Annotated in this window: 12 protein-coding genes; 9 read left to right on the forward strand and 3 right to left on the reverse strand. The window is 69.1% G+C overall.

What is annotated here, in order from left to right; all coding sequences use genetic code 11:
- The first annotated feature begins 2 nt into the window (after window positions 1–2).
- The 7 genes from allB to ACQEU1_RS34365 all read left to right on the forward strand — a co-directional run bounded on the left by allB (window position 3) and on the right by ACQEU1_RS34365 (window position 9,777).
- Window positions 3–1,292, forward strand: a complete 1,290-nt coding sequence (gene allB / locus ACQEU1_RS34335) for an allantoinase AllB (protein ID WP_433210610.1) — start codon at window positions 3–5, stop codon at window positions 1,290–1,292.
- On the forward strand, window positions 1,289–2,281 hold the full coding sequence (alc, locus tag ACQEU1_RS34340; RefSeq protein WP_433210612.1) for an allantoicase: 993 nt from the start codon (window positions 1,289–1,291) through the stop codon (window positions 2,279–2,281). The genes allB and alc overlap by 4 nt, the downstream gene beginning before the upstream one ends.
- Window positions 2,282–2,353: 72 nt before the next feature.
- Window positions 2,354–3,880 (forward strand): alpha/beta hydrolase, encoded by a 1,527-nt coding sequence (locus tag ACQEU1_RS34345; protein ID WP_433210614.1) that lies wholly within the window; start codon window positions 2,354–2,356, stop codon window positions 3,878–3,880.
- 112 nt (window positions 3,881–3,992) lie between these two features.
- Window positions 3,993–5,516, forward strand: coding sequence for an alpha/beta fold hydrolase (locus tag ACQEU1_RS34350; protein ID WP_433210616.1), 1,524 nt, complete (start codon window positions 3,993–3,995; stop codon window positions 5,514–5,516).
- 239 nt (window positions 5,517–5,755) lie between these two features.
- The gene (locus tag ACQEU1_RS34355) at window positions 5,756–7,099 is read left to right on the forward strand and encodes an ammonium transporter (protein WP_433210618.1); all 1,344 of its coding nucleotides are present in this window, start codon (window positions 5,756–5,758) and stop codon (window positions 7,097–7,099) included.
- Window positions 7,096–7,434, forward strand: coding sequence for a P-II family nitrogen regulator (locus ACQEU1_RS34360; RefSeq protein WP_253323279.1), 339 nt, complete (start codon window positions 7,096–7,098; stop codon window positions 7,432–7,434). Before ACQEU1_RS34355 ends, ACQEU1_RS34360 begins: the two co-directional genes overlap by 4 nt.
- 18 nt (window positions 7,435–7,452) lie before the next feature.
- Window positions 7,453–9,777 (forward strand): [protein-PII] uridylyltransferase, encoded by a 2,325-nt coding sequence (locus ACQEU1_RS34365; RefSeq protein ID WP_433210621.1) that lies wholly within the window; start codon window positions 7,453–7,455, stop codon window positions 9,775–9,777.
- A gap of 600 nt (window positions 9,778–10,377) precedes the next feature.
- Here the strand turns inward: ACQEU1_RS34365 and ACQEU1_RS34370 are convergent.
- Together ACQEU1_RS34370 and ACQEU1_RS34375 are read right to left on the reverse strand one after the other, a co-directional pair.
- Window positions 10,378–10,542: a hypothetical protein gene (locus tag ACQEU1_RS34370; RefSeq protein WP_433210623.1), complete on the reverse strand. Its 165-nt coding sequence runs from the start codon at window positions 10,540–10,542 to the stop codon at window positions 10,378–10,380.
- A complete protein-coding gene (locus tag ACQEU1_RS34375) occupies window positions 10,539–10,673 on the reverse strand; it encodes a hypothetical protein (protein WP_433210625.1) in 135 nt (44 codons plus the stop codon). The genes ACQEU1_RS34370 and ACQEU1_RS34375 overlap by 4 nt, the downstream gene beginning before the upstream one ends.
- Before the next feature lie 204 nt (window positions 10,674–10,877).
- Here ACQEU1_RS34375 and ACQEU1_RS34380 point away from each other — a divergent pair, with 204 nt between their 5' ends.
- Window positions 10,878–11,438, forward strand: coding sequence for an AAA family ATPase (locus ACQEU1_RS34380; RefSeq protein WP_433210627.1), 561 nt, complete (start codon window positions 10,878–10,880; stop codon window positions 11,436–11,438).
- Window positions 11,435–12,049: an HAD family hydrolase gene (locus tag ACQEU1_RS34385; RefSeq protein WP_433210629.1), complete on the forward strand. Its 615-nt coding sequence runs from the start codon at window positions 11,435–11,437 to the stop codon at window positions 12,047–12,049. Before ACQEU1_RS34380 ends, ACQEU1_RS34385 begins: the two co-directional genes overlap by 4 nt.
- Here the strand turns inward: ACQEU1_RS34385 and ACQEU1_RS34390 are convergent.
- The gene (locus ACQEU1_RS34390) at window positions 12,042–15,680 is read right to left on the reverse strand and encodes a hypothetical protein (protein WP_433210631.1); all 3,639 of its coding nucleotides are present in this window, start codon (window positions 15,678–15,680) and stop codon (window positions 12,042–12,044) included. The two genes, ACQEU1_RS34385 and ACQEU1_RS34390, sit on opposite strands and share 8 nt — an antisense overlap.
- Window positions 15,681–15,708: the final 28 nt, after the last annotated feature.

The following is a 15,708-nucleotide window of genomic DNA, read 5'->3' on the forward strand; positions in this document are numbered from 1 at the left end:
GCATGGACCTGGTGTTCCGCGGCCGCAGGGTCGTCACCTCGCAGGGCGAGATCGCGTGCGACGTCGGTGTCGCCGACGGCAGGATCGTCGCCGTCGAGCCGCACATCGACTCGCCGAACGTCGTGCACCTCGCCGACGACGAGGTGCTGCTGCCGGGCCTGGTCGACACCCACGTGCACGTCAACGACCCGGGCCGCACCGAGTGGGAGGGCTTCGAGACGGCGACCCGCGCGGCCGCGGCCGGTGGCGTCACGACGATCATCGACATGCCGCTCAACAGCATCCCGCCGACCATCGAGGTGGCGGCGCTGGAGATCAAGCGCAAGGCCGCGGCGGCCGTCTCGGTGGACGTCGGGTTCTGGGGCGGCATCGTCCCCGGCAACCTCGCCGACCTGAAGCCGTTGCACGAGGCCGGCGTCTTCGGCTTCAAGTGCTTCCTGCTGCACTCGGGCGTGGACGAGTTCCCGGCGGTCACCACCACCGAACTCGAAACGGCGCTAAGGCAGCTGGCGACGCTCGACGCGTTGACGATCGTGCACGCCGAGGACGCGCACACGGTCCGTGAGTCCGAACCGGACTACGCGGGGTTCCTCGCGTCACGGCCGCGCGAAGCCGAGAACAAGGCGATCCGTGACGTCGTGGAGCTGACACGGCGGACAGGCGCGCGCACGCACGTGCTGCACCTCTCGTCGTCGGACGCGCTCTCCATCCTGGAAGCGGCCAAGCGCGAGAGCCTGCGGATCAGCGCCGAGACCTGCCCGCACTACCTCACGTTCACCGCCGAGGAGATCCACGACGGGCAGACGGAGTTCAAGTGCTGCCCGCCCATCCGGGAGGCGGCGAACCGCGAGGCGTTGTGGCAGGGCCTGCGCGACGGCGTGATCGACCTGGTCGTGAGCGACCACTCGCCGAGCACGGTCGAACTGAAGGAGGGCGACTTCGCCACGGCCTGGGGAGGCATCGCGTCGCTCCAGCTCGGCCTGCCCGCGGTGTGGACGGGCGCGCGCGAACGCGGCTTCCAGCTCACCGACGTCGTCCGCTGGATGGCGACGCACCCGGCCCGTCAGGTCGGGCTGGCGTCCAAGGGCGCCATCGAGATCGGCAAGGACGCGGACTTCGTGATCTTCGCGCCCGACGAGACCTTCGTGGTGGACAAGAACAAGCTCCACCACCGCAACCCCGTCACGCCGTACCACGGTCGTTCGTTGCACGGCGTCGTGCGTCAGACGTGGTTGCGTGGCAAGGAAATCAGCACTACGCAAGGAAGACTGCTCAGAAGAGGAGAAGCATGACGGAGTGGACCCGGCTGCCCGATCTCGCCTCGCGCGCGGTCGGAGGTGGTGTGGTGTGGGCGAACGACGAGCTGTTCGCCGAGCGGGAGAACCTCATCAAACCCGCCGAGCCGGTCTACCAGACCTACACCTTCGGCCACAAAGGCCAGGTCTACGACGGCTGGGAGACGCGGCGCAGGCGTGAGGCGGGTGTCGACCAGGCCGTGGTCCGGCTCGGCATGCCCGGTGTGGTGCGCGGGATCGTGGTCGACACGGCGTTCTTCAAGGGCAACTACCCGCCGTTCTGCTGGGTGGAGGGCGCCCAGGTCGACGGCTACCCGTCCGCCGACGAGATCACCGAGTGGTTCCCGCTGGTCGAACGGTCCGCGTTGAAGGGCGACGAGAAGCACTACTTCGACGTGCGCGAAGACCGTCGCGTCACGCACGTACGGCTGACGATCGACCCCGACGGCGGTGTGGCACGTCTGCGCGTGCACGGTGAACCGCTCGCGGACCCGCGTCTGCTCGTGGGCGGCGTCGACCTCGCGGCGCTGGAGAACGGCGCGGTCGTCACGGGCTGCAGCAACATGTTCTACAGCTCGCCCAACAACCTCATCGCCCCTGGTCAGGCCACGGTCATGGGTGAGGGCTGGGAGACCGCGCGCCGCCGTGACGACGGCAACGACTGGGTGTCGCTGAGGCTCGCCGCACCCGGTGTCGTGCAGCTCGTCGAGCTCGACACCAGCCACTTCAAGGGCAACGCGCCGGGCTGGGCGTCCGTCCGCGGCTGCGACGAGCGCACGGATCCGGACGCGTGGTTCGACCTGCTTCCGCGCACCCGGCTGCAGCCCGACACGCGGCACCGGTTCGTCGTGGACTCCCGGGAGGCGACGGCGGTGCGGCTCGACATCTATCCCGACGGCGGGATGGCGAGACTGCGCGTTTTCGGAACTCTCACAGACGACGGCGTCTCACATCTCAGGACGAAGTGGGATAAAACGGCCGATTGACGGACTTCGGCCGCCGCCGGATTCTGGCAGCGTCTCCTCCCGCAAGATCATGGATCCAGGGAGGGGAATTCCGTGCAGCTGCGCGTTTTCAGTGCCGTGGTGGCGAGTGCCGCGCTCGTGGTGAGCGCGAGTCAGCCCGTGCTCGCCGCACCGGACAGACCGGAGTACCGGGTCGGCTCGATCGCCTGGACGCCTTGTGTGGAGGCGCCGGCGATCGAGTGCGGCTTCCTCGAGTTACCCGTGGACCACGCGAAGCCGCGTGGGGAGAAGTTCCAGCTGGCGGTGTCGAGGCGCAAGGCGAGCGTGCCGTCGCAACGCATCGGCGCGATGATCATCAACCCCGGCGGGCCCGGTGGGTCCGGCGTCGAGTTCTCCTTCGCCGCCGAGCGGTTCTTCACCAAGGACATCACCGACAGGTTCGACGTCATCGGCTTCGACCCGCGTGGTGTGGCCAGGTCCGCGCCCATCCGGTGCTCGGCGGACGTGCTGGCGCGGCAGCCGTCGCTCTACCCGAGGACCAAGGCCGAGTTCGACGCCGCGGTGGCGTTCAACAAGGAGCTGCGGGCGGACTGCCGCAAGGTCTCCGGCGCGCTCTTCGACCACGTCTCGACCACGGACGTCGCGCACGACATCGACTCCCTCCGGCGGGCGCTGGGGGAGAAGAAGATCAACTTCTTCGGCGTCTCGTACGGCACGTTCATGGGCCAGCAGTACGCGGAGCTCTACGGCCGCAACCTCCGCGCCATGGTCATGGACTCCACCGTCGACCACAGCCTCGGCACGTGGCGGTTCGTCGAGACGTTGTCGCGCGGCATGGTCGGCGTGTTCGACGAGTGGGTGAAGTGGAACGACCGCGACCCGTCGTCGCCGTTCCACGGCCGGGACCTCCGCGGGATCTGGCGCGACCTGCTCGCGAAGGCCGACCGCGGTGAGCTGGAGGACGCGCAGGGCAACCCGGTCACCACCGACACGCTCGTGTCCGGCGTGCAGGGCATGGGGTACTTCCCGGACTGGAAGTGGTTCGCCGACTACGTCGCGACCCTGGTCGACGGCGCTCCCGCTTCTGCCGCGCTCGCGAAGGCCGAGCCGATCGAGTTCCCGGCGACGGCCGTGTTCTGCAACGACTTCAACCTGCGCGTCAACTCGTGGAGCGAGTACAAGGCGATCACCGAGATGGAGGTCCGCACCTCGCCGGACACCCGCGGCAACGCGCTCGGGCACACCTTCCTGTCGGCGTGCGCCGGATACCCGAAGGCCACGAACCCGCAGCGGCCGTTGCACATCAAGAACGCGCCGAAGATCCTCATGACCAACTCGAGGTACGACCCTGCGACGGTCTACGAGTGGGCGGTCACCGCACATCGTCAGTCCCGTGACACCACGGTTTTCGTGACCTACGAGGGCTGGGGCCACGTCGTCTACGACCGCAGCGAGTGCACGAAGAAGATCAACGACGACTACCTGATCTCGCTGAGGCTGCCTCGCGACGGCACCCGATGCGCCGCCGTTGAGCCGCCGCAGTTGGTCCGATCGGCACGGACGTGGTCACCCGCCGGCTCGTTACCGGGGCCGAAGATGTGGGCCAAAACGACTAGCTGAGCGTGGTTGTACGACCACAGGCTGATTCTGTTCCCTACCTCGGTCGGTTGTCCGTCTCACTCGGCGGTGGAAGCGTCCCTCCCGCAAGTTCGGGGATCTAGGGAGGAAATCCATGCAACCGATGGTGCGCGCCTTCGGCGCCGCGATCGCGAGTTCTGCATTGGTCCTGGGCGCGAGTCAGATCGCGTTCGCGGCTCCTGAGGGGCAGGGGCAGCCTGAGTTCAAGGTCGGCGCGGTCGACTGGAAGCCGTGCGCGGAGGTGCCGACGATCGAGTGCGGCTTCCTGGAGCTGCCGGTCGACTACGCGAAGCCGAACGGCGAGAAGTTCCAGCTCGCCGTGTCTCGCCGCAAGGCGAACGACCAGTCGAAGCGCATCGGCGCGATGGTCATCAACCCCGGCGGCCCTGGCGGCTCCGGCGTCGACTTCTCGTTCGGCGCCGACCGCTACTTCAGCAAGGACGTCGTCGACAAGTTCGACATCATCGGGTTCGACCCGCGTGGTGTGGCGCGGTCCGCGCCGATCAAGTGCTCGGCCGAGGTGCTCCAGCGCCAGCCGTCCGACTACCCGAAGACGAAGGCCGAGTTCGACGCTCTGGTCTCGTTCAACAAGGAACTGCGCGCCGACTGCCGCAAGGTGTCCGGCGCGATCTTCGACCACGCCTCCACTCGGGACGTCGCGAACGACATCGACTCCATCCGTCGCGCGCTCGGCGAGAAGAAGATCAACTACTACGGCGTCTCGTACGGCACGATCATGGGCCAGCACTACGCCGAGCAGTACGGCCGCAACATCCGCGCGATGATCATCGACTCCAACATGGACCACAGCCTCGGCACGTGGAAGTTCCTGGAGACCGAGGCTCGTGGCGCCGAGGACGTCTTCACCGAGTGGGTCAAGTGGAACGACCGCGACGCCTCGTCGCCGTTCCACGGCAAGGACCTGCGGGCCATCTGGAAGGGCCTGCTCGCCAAGGCCGACAAGGGTGAGCTCAAGGACCAGGACGGCCGCGTCATCACCGCCGAGAACCTCGGCGCCGGTGTCGTGAGCATGGGCTACGGCCCGGCCTGGAAGCCGTTCGCGGACTACGTCGCGACCCTCGTCAACGGCGCGCCGGCGGCCGCCAAGTTCGCCGAGGGCGAGACGTTCGAGAACCCGTTCGCGGGCATCTTCTGCAACGACTACAACCTCCGCGTCGGCTCGTGGGGCGAGTACCAGGCCCTCAACGCCATGGAGAACCGCGTCGCGCCGAACACCCGCGGCTCGTCGCTCGGCCACGGCGCCATGATGGGCTGCGTCGGGTTCCCGAAGGCCACGAACCCGCAGCGGCCGCTGAACATCAAGCACGCGCCGAAGATCCTGCTCACCAACGCCCTGCACGACCCGGCGACGGTCTACGACTGGGCGGTCAACGCACACCGCCAGTCCCGTGACACCACGGTCTTCGTGACCTACGAAGGCTGGGGCCACGGCGTCTACGACCGCAGCGAGTGCACGCTGAAGATCAACGACGAGTACCTGACGTCGCTGAAGCTGCCGCGCAACGGCACGCGCTGCGCCGCCGTCGAGCCGCCTGCTCAGCAGGTCATGTCCGCGGACGCCAAGCCGGCGCCCGCGGGTCCGTTCTCGGTTCGCTGACTCCAACGTCGGCAACCACGCCCCCGGTGCACGCGCCGGGGGCGTGGTGCTGCGCAAGGCGTTGAGACCCGCGGTGACCGAACCGCTGCCGTGAGGTGTCCGAATCGAGGCCGTGAACGCCGCGAAACGCGGACGTAACACCGTCGGACCCTTAGTTCACCTCCGCGAAACGTTGGGCGCGGACGGGTGAAACAGGACATCTCGATGCTCCCTGCAACCGACGTGCAGTGGAGGTCGAAGTGGATACAGGGGACACCGCCTGGGTGCTCACCAGCGCCGCCTTGGTGCTGCTGATGACGCCGGGCCTTGCCTTCTTCTACGGAGGCATGGTCCGTTCGAAGAGCGTGCTCAACATGATGATGATGAGCCTGGGCGCGATGGCCGTGGTCGGTGTCCTGTGGGTGCTGTTCGGGTACTCGACGGCATTCGGCGCGGACGTCGGCGGAGGCCTGCTCGGCAAGCCGTTCGAGTTCTTCGGCCTCGACGGGCTGCTCGGCGCCGACTCGTTGTTCGGCAAGATCCCCACGACGGCGTTCGTGGCGTTCCAGGCGATGTTCGCGATCATCACGGTCGCGCTGATCTCCGGCGCCATCGCCGACCGCGCGCGCTTCGGCCCGTGGCTGCTGTTCGCGGGTCTGTGGGCCACGATCGTGTACTTCCCGGTCGCGCACTGGGTGTTCGACTTCGACGGCAAGGACGAGGCCGGCAACGTCATCGACCCCGGTGGCTGGATCGCCAACAAGCTCCTCGCGATCGACTTCGCCGGCGGCACCGCGGTGCACATCAACGCCGGTGCGGCGGGTCTCGCTCTCGCGTTCGTGCTCGGCAAGCGCGTCGGCTGGCCGAAGGAGCCGATGAAGCCGCACAGCCTGCCGCTGGTCGTGCTCGGCGCCGGTCTGCTGTGGTTCGGCTGGTTCGGGTTCAACGCCGGTTCCGCCCTGGGCGCCAACGGCACCGCGGGCGTCACGTTCGTCAACACCATCGTCGCCACCTGCGCCGCGATGCTCGGCTGGCTGCTGACCGAGCGCATCCGCGACGGCAAGGCCACCACCCTCGGTGCCGCGTCGGGCATCATCGCCGGTCTGGTCGCCATCACGCCCGCCTGTTCCGCGGTCACCCCGATCGGCGCCATCGCGATCGGCGCCATCACCGGTGTGCTGTGCGCGCTCGCCGTGTCGCTGAAGTACCGCTTCGGCTTCGACGACTCGCTCGACGTCGTCGGCGTGCACCTCGTCGGTGGTCTGTCCGGCACGATCCTGATCGGCCTGTTCGCCAGCGAGGCGGCCCCGGCCAAGGTCAACGGCCTGTTCTACGGCGGCGGCTTCGACCAGCTGTGGCGCCAGGCGGTCGGCGCGTTCGCGGTGCTCGGCTACTCGTTCGTGCTGAGCCTCGCCCTCGGTTACCTGGTGAAGTTCACCGTCGGTTTCCGCGCCTCGGAAGAGGCTGAGGTCGCGAGCATCGACGAGGCGGAGCACGCTGAGCGCGCGTACGAGTACGGCAGCCTGACCAGCGCTCGGGGCGTCGGCAAGCCGAGCGTGGCCGCGGGTGCGACCGCGGTCCTTGAGGGGAGCAACAAGTCATGAAGCTGGTCACCGCGATCATCAAGCCGTTCACGCTCGACGACGTGAAGAGCGCCCTCGAACAGCTCGGGGTGCTGGGCATGACCGTCAGCGAGGTGCAGGGCTACGGCCGCCAGAAGGGCCACACCGAGGTCTACCGCGGCGCCGAGTACTCGGTGGACTTCGTACCCAAGATCAAGATCGAGGTCGTCATCGACGACACCGCCGTCGAGAAGGTGCTGGAAGCGGTGGTCGAGGCCGCCCGCACCGGCAAGATCGGCGACGGGAAGGTCTGGGTCACTTCGGTCGACACGGTCGTGCGCGTGCGCACGGGCGAACGTGGATCGGACGCGCTGTAACTGCATAGGAGACGGTCCGTGGAGAACAACGAAACGGCCGTCGTCACGGCTGACGACCTGGTGCGAGCACGCGAACGCCTGCTCGTGCCAGGTCGTCGTCGCTTGACCGCCGAACCTCTGCGCGAAGCACTCGTGGACCTGCACGAGTTCTGGCTCACCAAGCACGCGGGGGCAGCGGGGATATCCGGATCGGGTATCGCGCTGGTGGCGGTCGGTGGGCTGGGGCGGCGTGAGCTCGTGCCCTACTCCGACCTCGATCTCGTCCTGGTGCACAACGGCGTCAAGCACGTCGACGAGATCGCCGAGAAGCTCTGGTACCCGCTCTGGAACTCGGGCATCGGCCTCGACCACTCCGTCCGCACTGTCGGCGAGGCGTTGAGGGTCGCCGCGGGTGACCTGCGCACGGCGCTGGGGCTGCTGGACGTCCGGCACGTCGCCGGCGATCCCGAGGTGACGCAGAAGCTCGCGGACGGCGCGAAGCAGGCCTGGCGGGCCAACGTCCGCAACCGGCTGGACGAGATGGCCGAGTCCTCGCAGAAGCGCTGGGCCCGCAGCGGCGAGATCGCACACCGCGTCGAACCCGACCTGAAGCACGGCCGCGGCGGGTTGCGGGACATCACCGTTCTGGACGCGTTGTCGGTCGCCCAAGTCGTCGACCGTCCGTCCGCCGATGTGGACGAAGCCCGTCGGTTGTTGTTGGACGTGCGCACCGAACTTCGGCGTGTGGCAAGGAAACCGCGCGATGTGCTGCGCGCGCAGGACGGTGACGAGGTGGCGTCCGCGCTGGGGTTGCAGGACCGCTTCGCTCTCGCCCGTTCTCTGTCTTCGGCCGCACGCACTGTCGTCTACGCGTTCGACGTGGCGATGCGCGGAGCCCGTGCCGCCGCACCGAAGCGTGGCCTGGGTGCTTTTTTGCGCGGCCAGCCCGCGCGCAGGCCGTTGGACGAAGGCGTTGTGCTGCACGGGTCCGAGGTGTCTCTCGCCCGTGACGCCATTCCCAGCCGTGACCCGGCGTTGTTGTTGCGTGTGGCGACGGCGGCCGCACGCAGCAAGCACCCGATCGCGAACGGAACGCTGACACGGCTCGCGGACTCCGCGCCCGAACTGCGCCAGCCGTGGCCGCGCGAGGCCCGCGAGGAGCTGCTCGCGTTGCTGGGCAGCGGAAACGGCCTCGTGGACGTCGTGGAGGCGTTGGACCGCACGGGCCTGTGGGGCAGGCTCTTCCCCGAGTGGGGTGCCGTGCGGGACCTGCCGCCCCGCGACGCCGCGCACATGTGGACCGTGGACCGCCATCTGGTGCAGACAGTCGCGCACGCCGCGAGGCTGGCCACCACGGTCGCACGGCCGGACCTGCTGCTGCTCGGCGCGTTGATCCACGACATCGGCAAGGGACGCCAGCAGGACCACTCCGAGGTCGGCGCGGCCCTGGCAACCCAGATCGGCGAACGCATCGGCCTGTGGCCACAAGACGTCGAGACACTCTCGATGATGGTCCGCCACCATCTTCTGTTGCCGCACACGGCAACACGTCGTGACGTAGAAGACGAGGCGACCGTGCACCGCGTGGTGGAGACACTCGGCGGCGACGCGGTCCTGCTGGAACTGCTGCACGCCCTCGCCGAGTCGGACTCCATCGCGACGGGACCGGGCGTGTGGACGGACTGGAAGGCCGCACTGATGGCCGACCTGGTCAAGCGCTGCCGCACCGCGATGGCGGGAGACGCCCTGCCCAAACCGGAACCGCTGGACCCGGCACACGTGACGATGGCGGAACGCGTAGCAACCTCAGGCAAACCCGACGTGCTGCTGGAAAAGCAGGACCACGCAGCGATCGTGACGGTCCTGGCACCAGACCGCCCCGGCGTGCTCTCCAAGGCCGCCGGCGTACTGGCGCTCAACTCTCTAGAGGTGCACGCGGCAACGTTGCGCTCACACGGCGGTGCAACAGTCGACGCGTTCACGGTGTCCCCAAGGTTCGGTTCGCTGCCAGACGCCAACCTCCTGCGCGAACAACTGACCAGGGCGATAGAGGGCTCGCTACCCCTGGCGGACAAGCTGGCAGCCAAGGAACGCGACTACGGCGGCCCACCCCAAGACCCACCTCCGGCGCGAGTCCTGTGGTTCGACGACGAGGCGACAGGCGCCGTGGTGCTGGAGCTCAGAGCAGCCGACCGCATCGGCCTGCTGCACCGCGTGGCGGGCGCGCTGGAACAGTGCGGCGCCGACGTCCAATGGGCGCGAGTGTCCACCCTGGGCGCGACGGTCGTCGACTCGTTCAGCATCGCGGGCGAGGACCTCGACAGGCGCCGAATCGAACGGGCGGTGCTGGAGGCGGCCAGGTAGAGGTTGAGTAGCTCTACGCACAACCTCTCCGGGTGCTCACGCTCCTGCCCGCGCAGCCGAACCGGCAGGCTTCGTGGTGTCCGGAAAGCGTCTTCGAGGGGTAGACCGCTTACCGGACGGGCAGGCCGGCCGGAGCAAGGCCGGTGGTGAAGGGTGACGGCGCCGGGGGAGGCACCGAGCACCCGCTCCACCACCGCCACTCCGGCCGGTGTCGCCCACCGCCCCACCACTCCGACCGGTGTCGCCCACCGCACCGCCGCTCAGGCCGGTGTCGCCCATCGCACCGCCGCTCAGGCCGCGTGGCCTCCACCCCACACGCCACCGCCCAGGCCGTGCCGCCTCAACGCGCCGCTGGCCAGGCCGTCGCCTCAACACGTGTGCCGGCCGCCAGACCGTCTCGCCTCAACGTGCGCGCCGCCGCCGTGCGATTCGTGGCGTCCCAACGCGCGTTGCCACCGCACGGTTATGTCGACTCAACGCGCGTTGCGCGCGCTTAGGCCGTGTCGCACCAACCCGCGCACGCCGCAACCACGGCCGTGTCGGCCCCACACCCACCACCACATCTCCTGGCACTAGCCGACCACCACCACTCGGCCACCATCACCACCACTCGCCCGGCGCCGCCACCACCACTCGCTGCCGCCGCTCGGCCACGCCACTCGCCGCCACCTTCGCCCGGCCACCACCATTCGCTCGCTCGCCCGCCCGCCTGTCCGCCGCCGCCCGCCTCCGCTCGGCCACCACCGCCATTCGCGTGGCGATCACTCGCCCGCCACCACCGCCTGCCACCACAACCACTCACGCTGCCCTCCCGCCGTCACGCGCCTGTTGCCCACCCGCCACTTGCCCGCCCCGCCACCGCTCACCCTCGGCCGCCGCAACTCGCCCGCCGCCACTTGCCCGTTCCATCACCACTCACCCGCGGCCGCCACCACTCACCCTCGCCCCCGCCACCACTCGCCCGCGGCCACCACCACTCGCGCCGCCCTCCTCCTCCCCGCCACTCCGGCCAGCCCCCGCCAATCCAAGAGAACCCTGTGCATTTCGGCCGAAATCGGACCAAACTGAACGAGAAGGATGGTCAAGACGTCTTCTAGGACATGACCGCCGTGCTGAACACGCAGACCGCAGTCGTCCGGGTGCCGAAGCGCTCGCTCGTCGTCCTCGCCGGGATCCCCGGCGCGGGCAAGACGACGCTGCTCGGCCGGCTCGACGCGGACGAACCGGTCACCGTCCTCGACTCCGACCAGGTGCGCACCTGGCTCGAGCCGCGCATCCCGCTGCCCTACAAGTACTGGCGCGTGTTCGTGCACCTCACGCACCGGCTGCGCGTCTTCTGGGCCGCCCTGTTCTGCCGGGGCCTGCTGGTCGTCCACGAGCCGTCCACCCGCCCCGGCACGCGGTTCATGCTGCTGCTGGCGGGCCTGCTCTCCGGCCGCACGCGGCACTTCCTGTGGCTCGACGCCTCCGCCGCCCAGGCCCTCGACGGCCAGATCGCCCGCAAGCGCGTCGTGCGCACCCACGCGTTCGAGCGCCACGTCAGGCGCGGCACGTCGATGCGCGCGCAGTTCGAGGCGGGCTGGGTGCCGTTCGGCTTCAGCGGCGTGACGCTCCTCACCCGTGCGGGAACCTCGGGTGGTCTGCGCATCATGGTGTCGTGATCAAGGCCGTCCTCTTCGACTTCGCGGGCACCCTCTTCGGGCGCCCGACCCACCCGTGGCTGTCGGCGGGGCACCTCTCGGTGCTGCGCGCCCCGGCGCCGTTCGTGGCGCGGATGAACGCGGCGGAACGCGCTGTCTGGGACGCCCGCGACCTCACCGCGCTGGCCAACCGCTCCGCCTACTGGACCCTGTTCCGGCTGGCAGGGCTCACGATGACCGACGACGTCTTCCAGCGGCTGCACAACCCGGCGTTCTGGCTGCCGTACGCCGACACGGCCCAGGCGCTCGACGTCGCCAGGCCGTTGAAGGTCGGGGTGCTGAGCAACGTCTCGTGGGACATCCGGACCCTGTTCCGGCGCGAGAACCTGAACGTCGACGCGTTCCTGCTGTCCTACGAGATCGGCGTCTCGAAGCCCTCCACCCGCGCCTTCGAGGCCGCCTGCGTGCGTTTCGACGTTAACCCGGAAGAGTGTTTGTTCGTCGGCGACGATCCGGTCGCCGACGGCGCCGCCGTGAAGGCCGGCCTCCACTTCGCCCAGATCACGACGGCCCCGGTCGGCCGCCGCACACCGGTGCTGCTGGAAGCGCTCGCGAAGCACGGCATCAGCTGAGCCGCAGCCGCGCCTCCCAGAGCGGGTCCTCTCCGCCCGAGAGCGGGTGGCGGAAGCCGTCGGAGACGTTCCAGTACCGCACGGTCCCGTCCAGCGAGCCCGTCACGGCCGCGCCGAACGGCGACCACAGCGCGGCGGTCACCGAGTCGTCGTGCCCGATCAACGCAGTGCGCTGGCCGCCGGTGTACGGGTCCCACACGCGGGCCGTGCGGTCCTTGGACGCCGTCAGCAGGCTGCGGCCGTCCGGGGACCACGCCAAAGCGTTGATCTCGTTGGTGTGGCCGCGCAACTCACCTATCTCGGTCAACGAGCCGTCCATGCGCAACAGCACCACCGTGCCGTCCGTGCACCCGGCCGCGAGCAGGTCCGTGTCCGGGTGCCACGCGGCGGACGTGAAGCGCTTGCCCTTGCCGAACGCGCACAGCGTGCGGTCCAGCGAGTTCACCGTGATCAGGTCGTCCTCCCCGGCGACCGCGAAGACCCGCCGGTTGCGGTGCCACGACACCGCGCGCAGCACCCCGGAGTGCCTGGTCCAGGTCGCGGACGGCAGCGGGGTGCCGTCGCGGTCGTAGAGCCGCGGCAGCCAGTCGCGGTCGCGGGAGACCACGGCGAGGACGCCGCCGTCCGACGACCAGCGCACGTCCGTGATCGCGTCCGTCGAGCCGGTCAGCCTGCGGACCTCGGTGGTGAGGCCGTCGGTGATCGACACCGAACCGTCGGTGCAGCCGATCGCGAGTCTGCCGCCGTCCGCCGACCACGCCACCGCCTCCGGCCAGCCGTCGTAGAACTTGCCGCCGACGGGGTTGTAGCCGTAGCCCGCGAACGGCCGTGGCTCGACTATCAGGTGCCCGACCGTCAGTTCGTCGTGTCGCGGGCTCCACGCGAGCGCGCGCACCGGGTGCTCGACGTCGATGGAGTTGTTCTCGTCGGGTTCGGAGCCGATCTTCCACGTGCGGTGCGTGCCGTCGTCGGAAACCGTGGCCAGCCGGTCACCCTCGTGCGACCACGCCACGTCGCACACGTCGCGCTGGTGGCCGCGCAGGCACAACAGGTCGGCACCCGAGTCGGCGTCCCAGATCCGCACGGTGCCGTCGGCGGACGCGGTGGCGATCCGCGACCCGCCCGGCGACCACGCGACCCGGTGCACCTGGTCGAGGTGCCCGGTCAGATCGCGTTGCCCCCGTGCGTGGTTCACGACGGCCTTGGCGTCCGGACCGCCGCTCACGAACACACGAGGCCGCAACGGGTGGAAGCGCACCGACCGCACCGCCGACGACGCCACCTGCACGGTCGTGCGTCGCGGACCGCCAGGTTTGCGCAGGTCGATCATGCCGTCGTCGCGCGCGCTCGCGACGAGGTTGTTGGACGCGATGTCGGCGTCCCACAGGGGGACCGGCTTGCCCAGCTTGTCGAGGTTCTCGATCTCGTCGACGGGGGTGCGGCCGCCGTCGACCTCCCACAGGTACGCGACGCCGTTCTCGCACGCGACCAGCACACGGCTCCCGTCCGTGTCGAAGCGCACGGACCGAGGGAGGTGCTTCAGCTGCAGCACGCGGATCTCCTGCTGCGTCCACGCTGACCACAGTCGCAGCGTGAGATCGGTGGCGACAGACGCGATGACGTCACCTTTGGGGGACCAGGCGACCGAGCGCACCCAGCCGGGTCCGTCGCCGTGAGGCTCCTGGTCGTGCGTGAAGACGTGCAGGCAGGCACCTGTCTCCGCGTCCCACAGGCGGACCGTGCCGTCCTTTGAACCCGTGACGAGCGTGGTGTCGTCCGGAGACCAGTCGACGCCCCAGATGCCCTCGGAGTGGCCCGTGAACGAGCGGTGCAGGTGCGTGGCGGCGATGGCGCGCAACAGGCTTCTGCGCCAGCCCGTGAGGTCCGGCGCGTGCAGCAGCAACCGCACGGCGTCGTCGTCTCCGGCGAGAGCGCGCAGCACCTCGTCCGGGTTGAGCCGGTCGGAGCGGTGCACCTCGTCGTTCATCCGCTGCTGCAACGACTGCCGCAGCAGCTGCATCGCGTTGCCCGAGAAGTGCAGTCCTGCCAACGTTTCTTCGAGTTCGGGCCAGCGGTTGTCGTTTGGTGCCAGCACGTTCAGCAACGACGAGAGCCGGGACGGCGCGATGACCTGGTCGGGGTGCTTGACCCAGTCCGCGGCTATGTCCTCGACCTCACGCCGTGCGCGCAGGCCGACGTGGTCGCGTTCCAGCTCTTCCTGGAGCTGGGGCCAGTGCAGGAACAGGCTCTCGTGCGCGACCTCGATGGTCTGCCGCGTCGCCGTCAGCACGCGGTTGGTGATGAACGGGTCGAGCAGTCTGCGGTCCTCCGCGGGCAGCTCGTCCATCGCGAGCGCGCGGCGGGTGAACTTGCCCGACTCGTCGACCGCGACCAGCCTGCGCAACGTCCGCAGCACCCGGCGTTCGGCCTCGACGAGCGGCGGCCACGAACCGTCCTCGTCGCGCACGAGGTCGCGGGCCATCGCGAACGCCTCGTCGGCTTGCCTTCGCAGCACGTCCATCACACGGCCCGATGCCATGTACTCGGCGCGTGTGATGGGTCGCGGCGTGCGTTTGCCATCGGGGTTCACGTGCCGCCACAGGTTCTCCAGCGCGAATGCCAGCAAGGGCAACGACTCGCGGCTCGCGTCCTCTTGAATCAAACCCAACGCGGAGTCGTCGACGTTCCAGCCGAAGGAACGCAACGGGCCGTTGACGACCATCGGGATTTCGGCCTTCGTCAACGGCGTGACCAAGAAATCGTCGCGTAAGAGAGGTGCGAAGTCCTCACGGCGCATGAGTTCATCGAGGAAATCCGCGCGAACCGTGTACACGACCCATGCCTCGCCACGGCTTGCTGCCACGAGTCTGCGCACCAAATCCGCAGACTCGCCCATTAAGAGCTCCTCGGCCTGGTCGAGCACGACGACTCTGCGGCCCGGCCCGGTGATCTCGGGCAACACGCCCTGCGACGGCGTGACCGGACCGATGATCGTCCAGCCCTCCCGCCGCAGAAGTGGGATCAGACCGGCCCGGACCAGCGACGACTTGCCGGCACCGGACGGTCCGATGACCGCCATCGCGCCGTGCGTGCGGCGGCCGAGCAACGGCTCCGCGAGGCGTTGGACATCGTCGTCACGCCCGAAGAAGAGGGATGCCTGATGTTCGTCGAACGCCTTCAGACCGGGGAACGGGGACGAGAGAGGTGCTGCCTTGGTGACGCCCGCGTGTTCGAGGACCTTCAACGCCGTGTCGCGCGCCGCGGCCAATGAGTCGGGAGAGGTGGCATCGACGCGTTGGGCCTGCAGGTCGTTGAGGACCGCACGATTCTGCGACCGCGCACTGAAGAACTCGACGCACGGCGAATGCGGCTTGCGCTCGCGGAACACGGACGCCTCCCAGATGCACCACTCGGAGAACGAGCCGGGCGACGTCACGACGATCAGGGCGTCCGCGCCCAGCAGCTCTCTTCGCAGGCTGTCCTTCCAGGGCAGTGAGACGTCGAGTCCGGAACCGGGCGCGGTGTAGGCGTGCACGTCCTCGAAACCCGCGGCCAGCAGGGCGTCGCGCAGGTACAGCGCGATCTCGCCGCCCTCGTCGTACCCGTGGTAGCTGAGGAAGATTCGCCCCATGAGCTGCATCCTGCATCACGAGCTGGGG

Source organism: Lentzea sp. CA-135723 (assembly GCF_050936595.1).
Taxonomy (GTDB): domain Bacteria; phylum Actinomycetota; class Actinomycetes; order Mycobacteriales; family Pseudonocardiaceae; genus Lentzea.